Origin of the sequence: Exiguobacterium sp. MMG028, from assembly GCF_027947425.1 — a bacterium.
In the GTDB taxonomy this organism is placed as follows: domain Bacteria; phylum Bacillota; class Bacilli; order Exiguobacteriales; family Exiguobacteriaceae; genus Exiguobacterium; species Exiguobacterium aestuarii_A.
Map to the genome: position 1 here is coordinate 335,554 of NZ_JAQJIN010000002.1, position 14,352 is coordinate 349,905.

Sequence of the window (14,352 nt, forward strand, 5' to 3'; positions counted from 1 at the left end):
GAAAAAAATTCTTTTTTAGGGGTGACAATATGGAAATTGGTTTGATTGGTTTAGGAAAAATGGGGTACAACTTGGCCCTCAACTTGAGCGACCACGGACATACGGTCGTCGGGACAGACGTCGGGGACGTCACATCGGACGCGTTCACAATCGTGCCGACGCTCGAGGATGTCGTGAGCAAGTTGTCGACACCACGCGTCATCTGGGCGATGGTCCCTGCCGGCGACGTCACGGAAGCGGTGCTCGCCGAACTATATGAGCGACTCGAACCAGGTGACATCGTCATCGATGGCGGAAACTCGAACTACAAGCTTTCAGTTGCACGTGCCGAGCAGTTCGCCGAGAAGGACATCAAGTTCTTCGACTGCGGAACGAGCGGCGGGACGGACGGTGCCCGAAACGGTGCCTGTACGATGGTCGGGGGTGACGCGGACGCGTGGCCGACGATCGAACCGATCTTCAAAGACTTGTCTGTCGAGAACGGATACCTATACACGGGACCTGCCGGAAGCGGTCACTTCTTGAAGATGATCCATAACGGGATCGAGTACGGGATGATGCAGGCAATCGCGGAAGGTTTCGACATCTTAGAGAAGAGCCCGTTCGACTACGACTACGAGCAAGTCGCACGCGTCTGGAATCACGGGTCGGTCGTCCGTTCTTGGCTCATGGAGCTCACGGAGAACGCCTTCAAGAAAGATGCGAAGCTCGATGAGATCCGTGGCGTCATGCATTCGTCGGGCGAAGGCAAGTGGACAATCGAGACGGCGCTCGACCTTCAGGCAGCAGCACCGGTCATCGCCTTGTCGCTCATGATGCGCTACCGCTCACTCGAAGACGACACGTTCTCAGGTAAAGTCGTCGCCGCGCTCCGCAACGAATTCGGTGGTCACGCGGTCGTTAAGAAGTAAGAAATGCGGAAAAGGTCACGGGGAAATGGCCTTTTCCTTTGCCAAAAACTGTAAACGGTTACATATTTGGAATTTAGGGGGAATACTCAATGTCTGGCTCAACACTTATTTTGATCGCCTTAGCCGGGATCTTCTTGCTCTTATTTTTAGTCATTCGTACAAAGCTTCATGCATTCGTTTCGTTGTTACTTGTCAGTTTAATCGTCGGGGTCGCAGCCGGCATGCCGCTCGGAGATGTCATCGCCTCCATCCAGAACGGGATGGGCGGAACGCTCGGCTTCGTCGCCGTCGTCGTCGGTCTCGGCGCGATGTTCGGGAAGATGCTTGAAGTGTCAGGTGGCGCGGAACGCCTCGCTCAGACGCTCGTCAGTAAGTTCGGAGAAGATAAGGCACAATGGGCACTCGGGATCACCGGGTTCATCGTCGCCGTCCCGGTCTTCTTCGATGTCGGTTTCATCATTCTCGTCCCAATCGTATACGGTCTCGCCAAAAAGACGGGACGCTCGCTTCTCTACTATGGGATTCCGCTACTCGCAGGTCTTGCGGTCACGCATAGCTTTATCCCGCCGACACCTGGTCCGATCGCCGTAGCGAACTTGATTGGTGCCGACCTCGGTTGGGTCATCTTGTTCGGTGTCCTAGCCGGGATCCCATCGATGATTTTAGCCGGACCCGTTTTTGGGAAGTATATTGCTAAGAAGATTCATGTGACGATTCCGGACTATATGGAATTTGAAGAAATCGATACATCGAAAGAGCTGCCGAGCTTCAAAATGATTTTGTCGCTCATCTTGATTCCGCTCGTGTTGATCTTGGCGAACACGCTCTCAGCGGTACTCTTGGATGAAGGTAACGCCGTCCGTGACTTCTTGACGTTCCTCGGACACCCGTTCGTCGCCTTGACAATCGCGACGCTTCTCACGTTCGTCTTCCTCGGGACACGCCGTGGCTATTCACGTGACGAAGTACAAGAAATTGCAACGAAAGCACTCGAACCAGCCGGGATCATCATCCTCGTCACTGGGGCCGGTGGCGTGTTCAAACAAGTCCTCATCGACTCAGGTGTCGGTGACGTACTCGGTGAAATGATGGCTGGTTCACCACTTCCGGCAATCGTCCTCGCCTTCTTGATCGCGACGGTCGTCCGTGTCGCCCAAGGATCGGCAACGGTCTCGATGGTCACGGCAGCAGGACTCATCACACCGCTCCTTGAAATCCAAAACATCACGGGCGCGGCACTCGGTTTGATCGTCATCGCCATCGCCTCAGGGGCGACAGTCCTCTCACACGTCAACGACTCGGGCTTCTGGCTCGTCAACCGTTACTTCGGTCTCGACGTGAAAGACACGCTCAAGTCATGGACGATCATGGAAACGATTATCGGACTCACCGGCTTCGCCGTCGTGTTCTTGATTAGCCTATTCATCATCTAAGTTAGGAAGTGATTGTGTGTTTACGATTGGGGTCGATATCGGGACGACGAGTACGAAAGCCGTCCTGTTCAATGGTCATCAACAATTGGCGGTACATAACGTGTTGTATCCGCTTCTCACGCCCGATACGGAGACGGCCGAGCAAGATCCGGTCGTCATCTATGGGGCCGTGCTCGAAGCCGTCTCGGCGGTCCGTGCCAAAGCGGACGGTCCGATTCGCTTCGCATCGTTCAGCTCGGCGATGCACAGCCTGATCGCACTTGACGCGTCAGGACGTCCGCTCACGAACAGCATCACGTGGGCCGACAGTCGCGCAAATCCTTATACGCAAGAAATCAAACGCGATTTTGACGCGAGTGCCCTCCATATGCGCACCGGCACCCCGGTCCATCCGATGGCACCGCTGTCGAAATTGCGCTGGTTGAAATCAGAACATCCTGACGTCTTTGAACAGACGGCCAAGTTCGTCTCCATCAAAGAGTATGTCTTCTATCGGTTGACGGGACGCTTCGTCGTCGACCACTCCATCGCCTCGGCGACAGGACTCTTCAATTTGAAACAACAGGATTGGGACACAGAAGCACTTGAAGTTGCCGGTGTGACATCAGAACGTTTATCCGAGCTCGTACCAACGACAGAGATTTTACACGTGACACCTGACGTGACCGAGACGCTCGGCTGGGACTTCCCGCTCGTCATCGGGGCAAGCGATGGTGTGCTTTCGAACCTCGGTGTCGGTGCCTTCGAACAAGGGGTCGTCGCCGTGACAATCGGGACGAGCGGCGCCATCCGGACGGTCGTCTCGGAACCGGTCGAAGATCCGAAAGGTCGCATCTTCTGTTATGCGCTGACGGACAAGCATTGGGTGATCGGTGGTCCGGTCAATAACGGCGGGATCATCCTCCGTTGGCTCCGTGACGAGTTTGCGGCGAGTGAGGTTGAGACGGCGAAGCGGCTCGGCATCGATGCGTACGACGTGTTGACCCGAATCGCCGAGACGGTCAAACCGGGTGCGGACGGACTGTTGTTCCATCCGTATTTGATGGGCGAACGCGCCCCACTTTGGGATTCGAACGCCCGCGGTTCGTTCTTCGGGCTCAGCATTCACCATAAGCGCGAACACTTCATCCGCGCCGTATTGGAAGGCGTCATCTTCAACCTCTATACGGTCATGCTCGCACTCGACGAGTTGACAGGCGCACCGAACCGCATCCATGCGACGGGCGGCTTTGCCCAATCGAGCCTCTGGCGCCAGATGATGGCGGACATCTTCGACACACCGGTCGTCGTACCGGAGAGTCACGAGAGCTCATGCCTCGGCGCCGTCATGCTCGGAGAGTATGCCTTCGGGGACATCGATGAGTTCCAAGAAGTGCCGCAAGTGACCCACGAGCATGCACCGAACATGGAAGCGACAAACGTGTATCGCGAACTCTTGCCGATTTACATTCGCCTATCGCGTCACTTGTCAGAAGAATATGAAGCCATTTCGGCGTTTCAGCGGAAGCATGTGTGACGTCAAACCGAGTCCTTCGAGGGCTCGGTTTTTTGAATCGTGACAGGAGATTTCGTTATAGGCATAGAACATAAAGACGAGGTTGAACCGTCGATATTTAGAGAAGGGACTGATGGAATGGCGATTGCAATCGGATATCTCATCGCAAGCATAGGCGCATTCGTAGCGTATTGGTTCAGTACGGGCAAATCACGAAAGACAACATATAAAATATGGGGAGTCGCACTCATGATTCCCATTTCACCAGCACTGGCCTTTTCAATCGGACTCTCCTACGCCATCAGTGTGCAGAACGGTTGGGCCGCACTAATCATGTGGTTTATTTTCCCTGTGATCTTCTTTAGTGGTCTTGCGCTTCTACTAGTCGGTCTATTCAAAAAAGAAAAGAAAGTCGTTTGAGCGATATGATGATCACGCTCACGACAACCCGCTGCCTCATCCGCCCTTTCGAACGACAAGACATCGAGTCGTTCATGGCCTATCGGAACGACTTGGACTGGATGAAGCATCAATCGTTCAAAGGTCTTAGCTATACCGAGTACGAGGACGCCCTACTCGGCGAACAATCACTTCAACACGGCATTCAACTCGCTATCATCGACCAAGCGACGGATGAGTTGATTGGGGACGTGTATATCCACCAAGAAGGTCTGACGTATTGGATTGGCTATACCATTACACCCGTACGCGCTCGCCAAGGCTATGCGTTCGAGGTGATGTCGAGATTGATTCATCACTTGACCGACCAAGGAGCAGAAGCGTTCAAAGCTGGTGTCCTCGAGACGAACAAAGCGTCAATCGCGCTATTGAAGAAATTGAACTTCACCTATCTCACGACAGAACTCGACGAACACATTTATCGTCTCGATGTCTCGGATATGTGATAAGGTATGTGTCATATGTCACTTGTTTTTTTGACTCGAGGGAGCTATTGTCAGAATGAAGAAACGCGTTCTATTACTCATGTTTATTTTTTTGTTGATTGGTACGTTGTCACAGGCGGCGATTCCGGAGCCGAAAACGTATAACGACCCGAGCCTCATCTATCTGACGCTCGATGATGGACCGAACTGGAAAACGGGAAAGCTGCTCGACGTCTTGAAAAAGCATCAGGTAAAGGCCACTTTCTTCATCCTCGGGAAAAATATCGACGGGAATGAGCATCTGCTCCATCGTATCGTCGAGGAGGGCCACCTGATCGCCTTACATGGGATGACACACGAGCGTGAGGAGTTTTATGCGTCACCGATGACGGCCGTCCGTCAGATGAAGGACGTACAACGTCTCATTTACGAGGTGACGGGCATCCATACGAATATGGCCCGGACGATTTACGGGAGTGATGAAGGCATGACGCCTGCGCATTGGCAAGCGATGAACGAAGCCGGCTTTGAGATTTGGGACTGGAATGTCGGTAGTCTCGACCATATCTATAAGAAGGACAACGCCAGCGTGGAGCAACGCGTGTTCGATCGTCTCGAGGCAAATCGTGCGGCGAATATCGCCTCGATCGTCTTGGCGCATGACCATTCCATGACACCGGAAGCACTCGATACAATCATCCGCTATGCGAAAGAGCGGGACTACGAATTTCGGACGCTCGAAGGCGTTCACCCGCCCCATAACTTTTCAGATGCTTGGGAACCACACGCTAGCGAAAGCACAATACCATGACTGTAGGCCATCTTGTGGTCTACAGTTTTTCACATGAAAAAGCGCATCGGGATTCCGATACGCCTTGTCTATCCGACGACACTCTCTGTCACGTGTGTACGGTTTCTGCCACTATTTTTCGCCTCATACAAGCATTCATCTGCCAGGCGAATCATCTCGCGAAGGTGCTCGCTCTTCCCGTTCGCAATTCCGATTGAAACGGATAGATGAATCCGCTCGCCATCGAGTAGCTTGAATTCATGCTTGGAGATGCTGCTACGAATCCGCTCCGCCACGTTGACTACCTCGGTCTGAGAGAGCATCGGAATCAAAATGCCGAACTCTTCTCCCCCAATCCGCGCCTTAATGTCTTGATTTCGCGTCTCTCGGTGCAACAGTTCCGCAAACTGCTTCAACACCTCATCCCCGTTCGCGTGGCCATATTGATCGTTGATCTGTTTGAAGTGATCGATATCCAAAAGCAAGACATTACATGTCGCATATTGCACTTTGAACTTTTTCATCTGCATCTCCCATGCCCGACGGTTGGCGAGACCCGTCAAGTGGTCCGTCTCCGCCGAGATTTTATACTCTCGCACACGGTGATGGATGAGGTACAGGTCAATATTCAACATGGTGATCAATAACCCGATCGGGAAGCTGATCAGCGTGACCAACAACGCGACATCGAGAGCACGTTCCGTAAACCCGCCGCCGACAAGGATTCCCATGGCTGCGACCAAACACGTCCACACATTCAACGTGAGACCAAATTGGAAAAGCCGCTTCTGTAGCCAAACAATCCGATATGTCAGAATCGTCCCGATCACCATCGTAAAGAGGGCAACGCAGGCCACGATTGAGTAAAAATCGATGCCGTAGCTGAATCGATGAATCGACATGATCGTGGCTGCGATGAACAGCGGAGAGACTAAACGATAAAATCCGAGTAAAAGGAGAACGAGAAAACGAAAATCAATTTTTACCGCATTCTCAAATTGGATACTTTGCGTGATTAGAAAAATCCCGAAACAGCCTGATAGCACACCGATGAGGAGTTTCTGGATATGCACATGTCTCGTATGATAGTTCATGATCTTTGAGATGAAATAGATGCCATTGACACTCCCACGGCTAAAGCCGCAAGCTCACCCTTCGGGATGAGTGGGATTCTGAAGTGCTTGTGCGAGCGCAGTCCATTTCTGTTTTGCTCAAACCTCCAGATGAGGGTGTGCCATCACCCCTCCTGAGACAGATCATATAGATTCTCAGGCTGATTGACTTTTACCATCAACCACAGGTGCGGTTCGGATATTCATCGCACCGACTAAATCTCGATGTTTATTAAATCCGCAAGAACACGAATAGGCACGGTCTTTCGCTTTATTCCGACTCCCGCAAGAAGGGCATGTTTGAGATGTATATGCAGGATTGACATATTCAACCTTGATTCCTTCTAGTTTCGCCTTGTACTCGATAAATAATGCCAAGCGATAGAACGACCATGTATGCAGATTCTTATTGTTTTTACGGCTTGTTCTTGCCGTCTGCCGGATATTCGCTAGCTTCTCTAGGCGAATGACAGAAATATTGTTCTCTTTTGCGAAGTCGACGATCTCACGGCTCACCTTGTGATCCTTGTCTTTCATCCAACGCTGCTCCTTGTTGTTCAGTTCCTTGATTGCGTTCAGCTTCTTCTTTTGACCGAGTTCTTTCCGTTTCGCACGAAACTTGCGTTTCATGTACTTGTTTTCACGACCGTTCCCAAAGAATCTTACCTTATCGCAATCAGTCGATGCGACCGCCGGGACTTTCAAGCCTAAATCCACACCAAGGATCCTTGAGCCCGTCTTTTCGATTGTGAGGATTGTAACGGCGATTTGGGCAATCCACTTATCAGACTTTTTCGTAATGCGCACCGCACCCAACTTGTTATTAAGAAGCGAGAAGTTGCGATTGTGTTTGTCGACCATTTCTGCTCTAATTGGTGTTTTCTTTGCTTTTCCATCTACCATGATAGGAAGAGAGATGGACTCGAAGTCAAACGAATAGTTCTGATTGTTCCATGTGCAGTAAGGTTTCTTTAGGATTGGGACTATTTCATATTTCGATTTCTTCGCTTTTTTAAATACGCTTTGGGCGTCTTTAATTATCTGATTCTTGACGGCACTAGGCAAATGAGCGCAAACACTTTTACTTGTCAATTTGAGCATCGCTTTAGCATCCACCATATCAGAGATAAGTTGATTGACCGTCTCGATATATGTTTCTGCCATGCTTTTTAAAACAACTTCCTGTTCTTTTGTCGGCTTCAGTTTAATGTTAACTGTCAGCGTCTGAGACACGGTGTCACCCCCTTGTTTTTTGTTGTTCAACATAACGTTTGATCGTTTCGCTCGATACATTTCCAGCGGTGGAGACGAAATAGGATCGTGTCCAGAGACTCGGCAAATGTTGAAGATGAGGAAATTCCTCTCTTAACTTTTTAGATGTTACTCCCTTTATTTTTGCCATGATGTCGGCAGGACTCAGTGTTGGAGGGGCGTTAAGGAACATATGCGTATGATCTTTATCGCATTCCAAGGCTATAATTTTGATATTCAGTTCTTCGCATATTTCGGACATCAAACCTTTGAAACGTATTTCTACATCGTTACGAAGGAATATCTTTCTTCTGTATCGAGGACAGAAAACGAAGTGATAATTGATTAGAGAAACAGTAGTATGAGTTCTTCTATAGTTGGTTTCCATATTAATATCGTGTCAGTTTAACCAACAAACTGCAACAAGAAGATTTCCAGATACTTAAAGCGCCAAAACCTTCGGATTCTTTACTGACACTCCGCATCCTGCCGAGCTTTCATCCCACCCCTAAAGGAGTGGGCTTTCCCGCTCGGAAATTCTGTAAACGAAATGCACGAATTGGCGATTAGACTCATGAACATTAGTTGTACTCCTTCACATTTGTCATGTTACTTCCACTCTCTACATATATCCAATTTCGATCATCCGCTAACGTCTCAAAGTGTAAAACTTTCTACAACATGAATATTTTTCCTTTTTCCACAAAAAATCGAGCCTTTGTGGACTCGACCCTCTCTTATCGTTCATATGTCACCATCACAAATTGACCGGATGCGTGCTGACTCGTCAGTCGAAGTTTCGTCTCTTTTGTGCCTTCTGGGAAGAGTGGGATCCCCTCACCTAACACGACTGGGGCAATCGCAATCTCATACCGGTCAATCAAGTCATATTCCATCGCTGCTTTGATGACTTCACCCCCACCGATGAGCCAGATGTCTTGATCGACTTCTCCTTTCAACCGATGAATCAGTTTTTCGATTGGTTCATCCGTGAACGTGACATGCTCTGCCTCACGGTCAGGCTGACGCGTCAAAATATAGTTCGGGATGCCTTTGTACGGATAAGCCCCTTCTTCTAACTTCAGTACTTCCTCATACGTCTTTCGTCCCATGATAACGGCACCAACGGTCTTAAAAAATTCAGCGTAGCCGTTGTCCCCGTCTCCCTCCACGGCGAACAACCAATCGAGTTGGTCGTTCGAGCGGGCGATTTTCCCATCTAAACTCATCGCAATATACAACACTACTTTCGGCATCGTATCTTCCTCCTTGATTCGTGATATATTCAGCTTAACCAATAAACACGACAAAAGATGACGGGAATGATAACTATGAAAAAACGACATTTACAACTGATTCGACTGCTCAATCGAGGACGACGTGTCACCGCTGAAGAACTGGCTCAAGAGACAGGCGCCTCCATTCGGACGATTCAGCGGGATATGCTGTCGCTTGAGGAGCTCGGTTATCCGATTTGGAGCGTGCTCGGAACTGGTGGTGGCTATGAGATGTTGCCGAACCGACTGTTGCCACCCCTTCATCTCCGCGAGCAAGAAGCGGTCGCCCTCTATCTTACGTTCAAATGGATGGAACACATCCCGGACGTGCCATTCGGGGATATACGACATACGCTGTCCGACTGGTACGTGAATGAGTTGCCACAAGACTTGGAGACGAAGATTCATCGCTTAGAACGAAACATCCTGTGGCTCGGGAACAAACAAATTCCAAAGGCTCCGTTCACAAAGGACATCTATCAGGCTGTCGAACAAAGAAACAAGATCGAGATGACGTATCAAACAACGAAAGGCTCACGTACGTTCACCGTCGCACCAGTCGGCATGGCACTCCTTGACTTAAAGTGGTACGTCTTCGGGCTGTCTGAACTGGGGCTTCGTCAATATCGAATCGACCGAGTGGAAGCGGTCAAGTTGCTAGATGAACCGTTTGAGTCTGAGGATTTGGTGACCTTGCTTCAGGAAAGTGATGAACGAATCAGTGTGACCGTTCAACTCGAACTCACCCCACTCGGACGTCGTTTACTTGAAGATGTATTACCCGATATCGAACAAAAGAATGAATGGGACGTCCCCGAAGAAGAACTGCCGTTTTTGTCGAGACAGTTGTTGAAAGCTGGTGCGGAAGTAGAGGTCAAGGCGCCGAGTGCGTTGCGGGAGATGATGAAGGAGCATGCGGAACGTCTTGTAGCACTATATGTATGAAGACTGAAAAAGCTCAACCCGTGCGGTTGAGCCCGATTTCAATTCGCTTCATCCATTTCCTTATGAATGCGTAGCAACTCATTTTTGTATAGATCAGAGCGACCTCCAAAAATCGCTTGAATGTTATTTTTCACTTTGACGACTCCAGCTGCTCCGAGTGCTTTTAGTTCATCCTCATTGATTTGAGAAACGTCATTTACTTCAACACGAAGGCGTGTGAAGCATGCATCGATATCACGGATGTTCTCTCGTCCCCCAAGTGCCTCTTCAATCGCAAGTGCTGTCGTTTGAATCGCTGATTGACCTGACTTTTTATCATTGTAGTCTTTACGCGTAAACAGTTTCGCTTCTTGTCCGCCACGCCCTGGTGTTGCCAAATTCCACTTCTTGATAGCGAAAGTAAAGATACTATAGTAAACGATGAAGAAACCAATGCCGACGACGATATTCATCCACCAGCGTGGTGTTCCTGGTAAGACGTTCACTAAAATATAGTCAATCAACCCTGATCCTCCAGCCCAACCGATATGTGTGTCGAGCGCATACATGAGCGCAAAGGAAATCCCCGTCAACACACTATGGATGACATAAAGGATAGGTGCCACGAATAAGAAAGTGAATTCAATCGGTTCTGTAATTCCTGTTAGAAAAGCTGTACCGGCTGCTGCGATTAATAAGCCTCGAACAACAGGACGTTTGTCCGGATCAGCTTGACGATACATCGCGAGCGCCGCCCCAAGTAAACCAAACATAATGATTGGGAACTTACCTGACATAAAACGTCCCGCCGTCACTTCGACACCTTCTGCGATTTGAGCAAGGAAAATATACTGATCACCGTTCACGACCGCATCACCGACCGTTGCTGTTCCACCGAGAGATGTCCAGAGGAACGGAGCATACCAAATATGGTGTAATCCTGTCGGAATCAATAACCGCTCCAACATCCCATATAACCCTACGTATGCAGGATTGGTCGCATCACTCGCGATGACGTTTGCCATTGAAGTAAGTACCGATTGGATTGGAGGCCAGATGAGCATCATGACAAATCCAAGTAAAATTGAGAAGAAAACCATCACAATCCCGACAGAACGATCACCTGCAAAGAATCCCAACACTTCTGGCGGATTGAACGTATGGAACTTTTTATAAACCCATACTGCGAGCAATCCAACCGCAATCCCTCCGAGTACACCGGTTTCAAGGGAAGGAATACCAAGTAACATGCCATACTCCCCACTCTCAGCAGCCATTTCTGCCGTGATACCGAGAGAGATTGAGATTGTCGTATTCATAATGACATATCCGACGAGTGCTGCGAGTGCGGCAATCCCTGATCCCCCTGACAAACCAACTGCGACCCCGATTGCAAAAATGATTGGTAAGTTCGCAAAAATACTAAGACCAATTTGTAACATCCCAGCACTAATCGCTTCTACTGTTCCGTTCTGTAAAAAAGTCCAGCTATCGGCTAAAGGACCTGTGAGTGCCGCACCTAGTCCTAGCAAAATTCCGGCAGCCGGTAATAAAGCGACCGGTACCATGAGCGCCTTCCCAAACTTTTGAAAAACTCCAAACCATTGACTCATTCGATTCACTCCTCATCTTGTAAGCGTTATCAATCTGGACAATGAGAAAGGGGATTGCCTCCCCTCTCTAGTTACCGTATTGCTACTGTCTCGCCCGATTTTAATTCCGGCCAGTACGTTCTGTTTTCCTCAATCAAATCATCTAAGATTCGACGAGCTATTGGTGCATCGACGACTGTACGATTTAGCGTCAACGCCTGAAGTGCCTTCTCATAACTGTTTTCGAAGTATGCGTCGACGACAAGTTGCTCGTAAGCAAGCTGCCCTTCAATCATTCCTTTGTAAAAACGAGAAATCTTTCCGACTGCGAATGGTTTCGGTCCACGATTGGTAAGCATCGCAGGCACTTCAACCATCGCATCGTCTGGCAAGTTCGAAATGATACCATCATTTTTCACCATGACAATGAAAATATCACCGTTATTATAGGCTAGCGAAGCAGCGACCCGAATCATATAGCAGCCGTGAATATCGACCTCAAGGTGAACATTTTCGAGCGAGTCATCTTGAATAATCTGATCGCACATCGAGAAGACACGCTCTTGACGTCCGTTGATTACTTGCCGCGCCCGTGTGTTCGTGACATCTTCTTTTTCTGCCATGTCAGATGGATATAAATAATATTGAAGGTACGTATTCGGTAAGTACTCTGGGAAATCCGTCAGCATCTTCTCTACTTGTTTGAACGTCTTGATCCAAGATGGGTCATTCGCAATCTCCGAATCTTCCGGGATGAAACCGTCTTCTAAAATGGCGCGTTTGATATCTGCAGTCAATTCATTTCCTTCTTTATCGAAGATACCTGTGAACCAACCAAAGTGGTTGAGTCCGAAATATTCCGGAACGAGATCCCAAATCTCTTTACCAAGAATCTTCGCATAGCTCACCATAATTGCTGCCGGCATGTCGCAAATGTTTAATATTTTTTGATCGTCCGGGTATGCACGTTTGAGCGCCTCGGCGACAATCGCAGCAGGGTTTGTATAGTTTAAGATCCAGCCATTCGGTGAGCCGGTGCGAATGTCAGAGACGAGTTCAATCATATCTCCGATTGAGCGCATCCCGTATGACATTCCGCCCGGTCCACACGTTTCTTGTCCCACCACGCCATGTCGAAGCGGAATCTGCTCATCTTTTTCGCGCATCTCCAAACCACCTGTCCGAATTTGGACGAAGAAGAAATCCTTATCCTTAAAAGCATATTCTTTGTCCGTCGTGTATTCGAACGACTCGAGTTCTGGATAATGCTCACGCAAGATGACTTCACTCGCTTTCGCGACACGTTCTTGACGTAATTCATCTGTATCGTAAAACGTGATGGAACGAAGTGGGAAGTGTGCTTTTTCCTCAATCAAACTCATGATCATGCCGATTGTGTACGTACTACCTCCACCGACGACTACGAGACGCTGTGGTGTTTTCATGTGTGCGTTCCCCTTTCAATACATACCTAATTGATTACAATACAAATTTAATACATATTATTTAAACCGTCAACACCTTTTTGAAAACGTTTTATTTTTGTATACTATGAGTAATGAACGTATACAATCAGGAGGTTATCTACATGAAAGCCAAATCTCCGCTATACCAGCGGATTGCTCAGGAGATGCGCACATTTATCGAGAGCGGCGATTGGGCGCCCGGTGAAGCGATTCCGACAGAAGCACAACTCGTCGAGGAATTCAAAGCGAGTCGAGTCACGGTTCGACAAGCCGTCAAACTACTTCAAGAAGAAGGTTTGCTTTGGAAGCGACAAGGGAGCGGCACGTATGTACAATCCGAAAAGATTGAACATAATATGTACGAATTAAAAAGCTTTACTGAAGACATGAAGCGAGAAGGAAAGGACGTCACGAGTAAAGTACTTACTTTCACCGTTCAACCTCCGACTGAAAAAATAAGGGAAATACTCGAGCTCGATGAAGATGCTCTTGTCTACTACATTCGTCGTTTACGCTTTGCGAACGGAGAACCACTCATTGTCGAAGATACGTATCTTCCACTCCAACTATTTCCGGATTTAACGTATGAGGTAATGACACGGTCGAAGTACGATTACATTGAAAATGTCAAAAACCTGAAGATTGCCGATAGTGTTCAGGAATTTATCCCCGTCTTACCGACGAAAGAAATTGCTGAAATGCTCGAGGTGAGCGATCGAACACCGATACTCAAAGTCGAACTCTATTCGTTTCTCATGGATGGCAGTCGCTTTGAGTTCACCGAAACCTATTTCAAGAGTGAGGAGTATCGCTTTATCATCCGTGCCGGTCGAAGACATGAAACGACAAACACCCAGTGAATTCAACGATTCACTGGGTGTTTGTTAATACAAAATCATATGTTTCAACATTAGACTAATGCTATTCAAGCTGCTTTAGGGATTCAAATAGACGCTCAGCATTTTTTGGACTGCTCGTCAGGTAAATGGTTTCTAACAAGCTATTATATTCTCGTTCAGAAATGATAACAGCATTCTTCCCGCCTTCTTTCGAGATGAAAATCGTCTCGTCATTTTCACATACTTGATGAAGCAAGCGGTTCAACTTTTTTTGCGCTTTCTGGTATGGAATCGTAGACATTCACATCACTCCTCATTTACGCCTATTATATTATGATTTTTTATGAATGACGAAACATCTATGTTTTTAGATTCGTA

Annotated in this window: 15 protein-coding genes; 8 read left to right on the top strand and 7 right to left on the bottom strand. The window is 48.5% G+C overall.

Going from position 1 to position 14,352, the window contains the following annotated elements:
- The first annotated feature begins 29 nt into the window (after positions 1–29).
- From gnd to PJK55_RS08870, 6 genes are all read left to right on the top strand, one after another.
- The gene (gene gnd / locus PJK55_RS08845; protein WP_214694376.1) at positions 30–911 is read left to right on the top strand and encodes a phosphogluconate dehydrogenase (NAD(+)-dependent, decarboxylating); all 882 of its coding nucleotides are present in this window, start codon (positions 30–32) and stop codon (positions 909–911) included.
- 89 nt (positions 912–1,000) lie between these two features.
- On the top strand, positions 1,001–2,344 hold the full coding sequence (locus tag PJK55_RS08850) for a GntT/GntP/DsdX family permease (protein WP_271305517.1): 1,344 nt from the start codon (positions 1,001–1,003) through the stop codon (positions 2,342–2,344).
- 16 nt (positions 2,345–2,360) lie between these two features.
- Positions 2,361–3,860, top strand: coding sequence for a gluconokinase (gntK, locus tag PJK55_RS08855; protein ID WP_271305518.1), 1,500 nt, complete (start codon positions 2,361–2,363; stop codon positions 3,858–3,860).
- 117 nt (positions 3,861–3,977) lie between these two features.
- Positions 3,978–4,259, top strand: a complete 282-nt coding sequence (locus PJK55_RS08860; RefSeq protein WP_271305519.1) for a hypothetical protein — start codon at positions 3,978–3,980, stop codon at positions 4,257–4,259.
- Positions 4,260–4,264: 5 nt separating this feature from the next.
- Positions 4,265–4,744, top strand: coding sequence for a GNAT family N-acetyltransferase (locus tag PJK55_RS08865; protein ID WP_271305788.1), 480 nt, complete (start codon positions 4,265–4,267; stop codon positions 4,742–4,744).
- Positions 4,745–4,799: 55 nt separating this feature from the next.
- The gene (locus tag PJK55_RS08870; protein WP_271305520.1) at positions 4,800–5,534 is read left to right on the top strand and encodes a polysaccharide deacetylase family protein; all 735 of its coding nucleotides are present in this window, start codon (positions 4,800–4,802) and stop codon (positions 5,532–5,534) included.
- A 68-nt stretch (positions 5,535–5,602) separates the two neighbouring features.
- Here PJK55_RS08870 and PJK55_RS08875 read toward each other — a convergent pair whose 3' ends face one another.
- The 4 genes from PJK55_RS08875 to PJK55_RS08890 form a co-directional block, all read right to left on the bottom strand.
- Positions 5,603–6,607 (bottom strand): diguanylate cyclase, encoded by a 1,005-nt coding sequence (locus tag PJK55_RS08875; protein WP_271305521.1) that lies wholly within the window; start codon positions 6,605–6,607, stop codon positions 5,603–5,605.
- 174 nt (positions 6,608–6,781) lie between these two features.
- Positions 6,782–7,858, bottom strand: coding sequence for an RNA-guided endonuclease InsQ/TnpB family protein (locus PJK55_RS08880; RefSeq protein ID WP_271305453.1), 1,077 nt, complete (start codon positions 7,856–7,858; stop codon positions 6,782–6,784).
- A gap of 4 nt (positions 7,859–7,862) precedes the next feature.
- Positions 7,863–8,264: an IS200/IS605 family transposase gene (gene tnpA, locus PJK55_RS08885; RefSeq protein WP_214882410.1), complete on the bottom strand. Its 402-nt coding sequence runs from the start codon at positions 8,262–8,264 to the stop codon at positions 7,863–7,865.
- Positions 8,265–8,613: 349 nt separating this feature from the next.
- The gene (locus PJK55_RS08890) at positions 8,614–9,132 is read right to left on the bottom strand and encodes a dihydrofolate reductase family protein (protein ID WP_271305522.1); all 519 of its coding nucleotides are present in this window, start codon (positions 9,130–9,132) and stop codon (positions 8,614–8,616) included.
- Positions 9,133–9,207: 75 nt separating this feature from the next.
- On the opposite strand from PJK55_RS08890, the gene PJK55_RS08895 reads away from it, so the two are divergent.
- Positions 9,208–10,098: a helix-turn-helix transcriptional regulator gene (locus PJK55_RS08895; RefSeq protein WP_271305523.1), complete on the top strand. Its 891-nt coding sequence runs from the start codon at positions 9,208–9,210 to the stop codon at positions 10,096–10,098.
- Positions 10,099–10,136: 38 nt separating this feature from the next.
- Here the strand turns inward: PJK55_RS08895 and PJK55_RS08900 are convergent, their stop codons facing one another.
- Positions 10,137–11,690 (bottom strand): PTS transporter subunit EIIC, encoded by a 1,554-nt coding sequence (locus tag PJK55_RS08900; protein WP_271305524.1) that lies wholly within the window; start codon positions 11,688–11,690, stop codon positions 10,137–10,139.
- A gap of 71 nt (positions 11,691–11,761) precedes the next feature.
- Positions 11,762–13,114: a 6-phospho-alpha-glucosidase gene (locus PJK55_RS08905; protein ID WP_271305525.1), complete on the bottom strand. Its 1,353-nt coding sequence runs from the start codon at positions 13,112–13,114 to the stop codon at positions 11,762–11,764.
- Positions 13,115–13,257: 143 nt separating this feature from the next.
- On the opposite strand from PJK55_RS08905, the gene PJK55_RS08910 reads away from it, so the two are divergent.
- A complete protein-coding gene (locus PJK55_RS08910; protein ID WP_214779670.1) occupies positions 13,258–13,995 on the top strand; it encodes a GntR family transcriptional regulator in 738 nt (245 codons plus the stop codon).
- A 61-nt stretch (positions 13,996–14,056) separates the two neighbouring features.
- On the opposite strand, the gene PJK55_RS08915 is transcribed toward PJK55_RS08910, so the two are convergent.
- Positions 14,057–14,275 (bottom strand): type II toxin-antitoxin system Phd/YefM family antitoxin, encoded by a 219-nt coding sequence (locus tag PJK55_RS08915; RefSeq protein WP_271305526.1) that lies wholly within the window; start codon positions 14,273–14,275, stop codon positions 14,057–14,059.
- Positions 14,276–14,352: the final 77 nt, after the last annotated feature.

Coding starts and splice junctions, on each gene's coding strand:
- gnd (WP_214694376.1), top strand. CDS start 30: ATGGAAATTGGTTTGATTGGTTTAGGAAAAATGGGGTACAACTTGGCC.
- PJK55_RS08850 (WP_271305517.1), top strand. CDS start 1,001: ATGTCTGGCTCAACACTTATTTTGATCGCCTTAGCCGGGATCTTCTTG.
- PJK55_RS08860 (WP_271305519.1), top strand. CDS start 3,978: ATGGCGATTGCAATCGGATATCTCATCGCAAGCATAGGCGCATTCGTA.
- PJK55_RS08865 (WP_271305788.1), top strand. CDS start 4,265: ATGATGATCACGCTCACGACAACCCGCTGCCTCATCCGCCCTTTCGAA.
- PJK55_RS08870 (WP_271305520.1), top strand. CDS start 4,800: ATGAAGAAACGCGTTCTATTACTCATGTTTATTTTTTTGTTGATTGGT.
- PJK55_RS08875 (WP_271305521.1), bottom strand. CDS start 6,607: ATGAACTATCATACGAGACATGTGCATATCCAGAAACTCCTCATCGGT.
- tnpA (WP_214882410.1), bottom strand. CDS start 8,264: ATGGAAACCAACTATAGAAGAACTCATACTACTGTTTCTCTAATCAAT.
- PJK55_RS08890 (WP_271305522.1), bottom strand. CDS start 9,132: ATGCCGAAAGTAGTGTTGTATATTGCGATGAGTTTAGATGGGAAAATC.
- PJK55_RS08895 (WP_271305523.1), top strand. CDS start 9,208: ATGAAAAAACGACATTTACAACTGATTCGACTGCTCAATCGAGGACGA.
- PJK55_RS08900 (WP_271305524.1), bottom strand. CDS start 11,690: ATGAGTCAATGGTTTGGAGTTTTTCAAAAGTTTGGGAAGGCGCTCATG.
- PJK55_RS08905 (WP_271305525.1), bottom strand. CDS start 13,114: ATGAAAACACCACAGCGTCTCGTAGTCGTCGGTGGAGGTAGTACGTAC.
- PJK55_RS08910 (WP_214779670.1), top strand. CDS start 13,258: ATGAAAGCCAAATCTCCGCTATACCAGCGGATTGCTCAGGAGATGCGC.
- PJK55_RS08915 (WP_271305526.1), bottom strand. CDS start 14,275: ATGTCTACGATTCCATACCAGAAAGCGCAAAAAAAGTTGAACCGCTTG.